This is a genomic window from Microbacterium sp. B19, from assembly GCF_000333395.1.
Lineage (GTDB): Bacteria > Actinomycetota > Actinomycetes > Actinomycetales > Microbacteriaceae > Microbacterium.
This window is the reverse complement of record NZ_BADA01000187.1, coordinates 1-3,325: the sequence shown is the minus strand read 5'-3', so window position 1 is coordinate 3,325 and position 3,325 is coordinate 1. Positions and strand designations below refer to the sequence as shown.

The window sequence follows — 3,325 nt, the reverse complement described above, 5'->3', positions numbered from 1 at the left end:
GGAGCACTCCGCAGAGATCCTGCGGATCCTCGAGCGCCGTTACCTCGCGGCCGTCACCACCGGGGGCGCCGCCGTCGGCGCGACCGCGGTCGTGCCGGGAATCGGCACCGGCGTCACGCTCGCCCTGAGCGGGGTCGAGACGGTGGGCTTCCTGGAGGCGACGGCGCTGTACGCGCAGTCGGTCGCCGAGGTCCACGGGGTCGCGGTCGACGACCCCGACCGCGCGCGAGCGCTCGTCCTGACGCTCATGCTCGGCAAGGAGGGCATCGACCTGGTGTCGCAGCTCGCGGCCCAGGCATCGGGACGCGGCGCCAGCCGCTCGACCTACTGGGGCGAACTCGTCACCAAGACGCTCCCCCGCGCGGCGGTTGGTCCCCTCGTCGACCGCCTCAAGACGACCTTCGTCCGCCAGTTCGCCACGCGCGGTGGGGCTTCCTGGATCGGGAAGGCGCTGCCGTTCGGCGTCGGTGCGGTCGTCGGCGGCGCCGGGAACAACATCCTCGGCCGCCGGGTGCTCGTGACCTCGCGGCGGGCGTTCGGTCCGCCGCCGCTCATCCTGCCGAAGGACGTCGAGCCACGCGAAGGAGCCTCGCGCCTCGAGCATCGTGCCGCCGGCGGCGTCCAGCGCATCGGCGGCGCCATCGCCGGAGCCGTGGGCGCGGCCGGCCGCCGCACGGGGTCCGTCGCCCGCAAGGCGCTCCCCCGCCGCAAGGACCGCGACGACCCGGAGCCGGAGTCCGAGGCATCCTGACGCCTTCTCATCGACGGAGCGCCCGCGCAAGACCCGAGCGCTCCGCGGGCGTTCGCGTTAGCCTCGCCGCATGGGTGACCTCCTCGATCTCCTGACCGTGTGGATGCCGCGACAGCGCTGGTACGGCACGAAGGGCCGCGACCCGCGTCTGACCCTCGTCGCCGATTGGGAACTGATCGCGCCCCGGACCCGGGTCCTGCTCGTGCGCGACGAAGCGGTCACCCCAGCCGCCCTGTACCAGGTCCCCGTCTCGCAGCGGGAACCGGACGCGGTGCTCCCCGGGAGCCTCATCGGCCCCGCGGGCGACGGTCTGGTGTGGTCGGATGCCGTCACCGACCCGACCTTCACCGACCTCCTGTTCCGTCTGGTGTCGGTCGGCGGGGCGGGCTCGGAGACGGAGAGCGGATTCGTCGGCCTCGCACTGTCGTCCGCGCCGGCGACGGCACCGTCGGACATCCCCGCGCGGGTGCTGAGCGGTGAGCAGTCGAACACCTCGATCATCTTCCGCCCCGAGGGTGCGGAGCCGGTGATCTGCAAGCTCTTCCGCCAGGTCAACGCCGGGGTGAACCCCGATGTGGAGCTGCAATCCGCCCTGGCGGCGGGCGGTGCGACGTTCGTGCCCGCGGCGATCGGCGAGGTGCGCGGCACCTGGACCGCGGCGTCGGGCGAGCCGGTGACCGGGTCGCTCGCGTTCGCGCAGGAGTTCTTTGAGGGCGTCGAGGATGCCTGGCGCGTCGCCCTGCAGGCCGCCACCGCCGCCGACGACTTCTCCGAGCCCGCGCGTGCCCTGGGCGAGAGCGTCGCCCGCATGCACGTCGCCCTCGCGCAGACGTTCCCCACCGTCGCCCCCGACGCCGCGGTGCGCTCGGCCGTGGCCGCCGCGTGGGAGCGGCGCCTGGGCATCGCCGTCGCGGAGGTCCCGGCGCTCGCGCCGTACGTCGATCGCATCCATCAGGTCTACGCCGAGGCCGTCGCCGCGCCGTGGCCGCCGCTGCAGCGCGTCCACGGCGATCTGCACCTCGGTCAGGTGCTGTACACGCCCTCGAACGGCTGGGTGCTGCTGGACTTCGAGGGCGAACCGCTGCGCCCGATCTCCGAGCGCCGCAGCCCCGATCTTGCCGTGCGGGACGTCGCGGGCATGCTGCGTTCGTTCGACTACGTCTCCGGCGCCGTGGCCGACGACGACGGCGCGGCGGTCCGCGCGTGGGTCATCGCCGCGCAGCAGGCGTTCCTCGGCGGCTACGCCGAGACCGTCGGTCCCGAGCAGACGGCTCCCGACGCGCTGCTGGCGGCCTGCGAGCTCGACAAGGCCGTCTACGAGGCGATCTACGAGACGCGCAACCGGCCGGACTGGATCGGCATCCCGCTCGCCGCGATCGGTCGGCTGGCTCCGCTCCCGGACTGACGCTGCCGAGCCCACGACGAAACGACGCCGCCCCGCGAACATCTCGCGGGGCGGCGTCGTTTCATGGGGAGGTCAGCTCTGGGGCATCGAGCCCAGCGTCACCTCGGCGGTGTTCTGCTTGCCGCCGCGGAGGTAGGTCACCTTCGCCTGCGAACCCGCGGCGAGCGCGCGTACCTGTGCGGTCAGGTCGACGGAGTTCGTGACGGGGATGCCGTTGAACTCGGTGATGACGTCGCCCTTCTGCAGGCCGCCGGCCTGCGCCGCTCCCCCGGAGATCACGTCGGCGACGTAGGCACCAGTCGTGGTCGAGCCCTGGACGGAGGCGGCATCCTGGACGCTGGCGCCCAGCAGGCCGTGCGAGGCGGATCCGTTGTCGATGATCTCCTTCGACACGCGCTGGGCGATGTCGGACGGGATCGAGAAGCCGACGCCGATGTTGCCCGACTGGCCGCCCGACGAGGAGCCGCCGGCGCTCGCGATAGCGACGTTGATGCCGATGACCTTGCCCTCGTCGTCGACGAGCGCGCCACCGGAGTTGCCCGGGTTGATGGCGGCATCCGTCTGGATGACGGCGATCTTGATCGTCTGGGTCGCCTGTCCCGAGCCCTGCTGGCCCTGGCCGAAGTCGAAGAAGAACGGGCTCTCGCCGCCCTGCTGGCCGCCCTGGCCGCCGCGGCTGCCGCCCTCGCTCGAGTCGGAGCCGTCGCTCGGCGCGGCCGACGAGGCGACCTCGATCGAGCGGTTGAGCGCGCTGACGATGCCCGTGGTCACGGTGTTCGGGAGGCCGAGGGGCGCGCCGATCGCGACGGTGGGGTCGCCGACGTTGAGCTTCGACGAGTCCGCCCACTCGATGGGCGTGAGGTTGGAGGCGTTCTCGAGCTTGATGACCGCGAGGTCATACGTCGGGTCGGTGCCGACGACCTTCGCCTTGTACACGCGGCCGTCGGAGGTCGTGACCGACAGCGACGCGTCGCCGGTCTGCCCGTCCAGGGTGACCACGTGCGTGTTGGTCAGCACGTAGCCGTCGGCGCTCAGGATGACACCGGAGCCGGTGCCGCCGGAGGAACCGGCGCTCGCACTGATCGTGACGACGCTCGGGACGACCTTCGCCGCCACGGCCGCGGTGGCGTTGACTTGCCCGGGTCGTCACCGTGATCGCCTCGACCCGA

At 72.6% G+C, this 3,325-nt stretch carries 2 protein-coding genes and 1 pseudogene; 2 read left to right on the top strand and 1 reads right to left on the bottom strand.

Features of this window, described 5'->3' with window-relative positions; genetic code table 11:
• Positions 1-751, top strand: a 751-nt coding sequence (locus I5G_RS21155) for a hypothetical protein (RefSeq protein WP_022878424.1), incomplete at its 5' end; no start/stop codon positions are given.
• A 70-nt stretch (positions 752-821) separates the two neighbouring features.
• Complete coding sequence (locus I5G_RS07030) at positions 822-2,156, top strand: phosphotransferase (protein WP_022878423.1); 1,335 nt, start codon at positions 822-824, stop codon at positions 2,154-2,156.
• A gap of 72 nt (positions 2,157-2,228) precedes the next feature.
• Here I5G_RS07030 and I5G_RS21150 read toward each other — a convergent pair.
• Positions 2,229-3,290: pseudogene (locus I5G_RS21150) on the bottom strand (S1C family serine protease); the annotation flags it as partial.
• Positions 3,291-3,325 lie beyond the last annotated feature (35 nt).

Excerpts from the sequence above, each read along its gene's own strand:
- I5G_RS07030 (WP_022878423.1), top strand. The coding sequence starts at position 822 with ATGGGTGACCTCCTCGATCTCCTGACCGTGTGGATGCCGCGACAGCGC.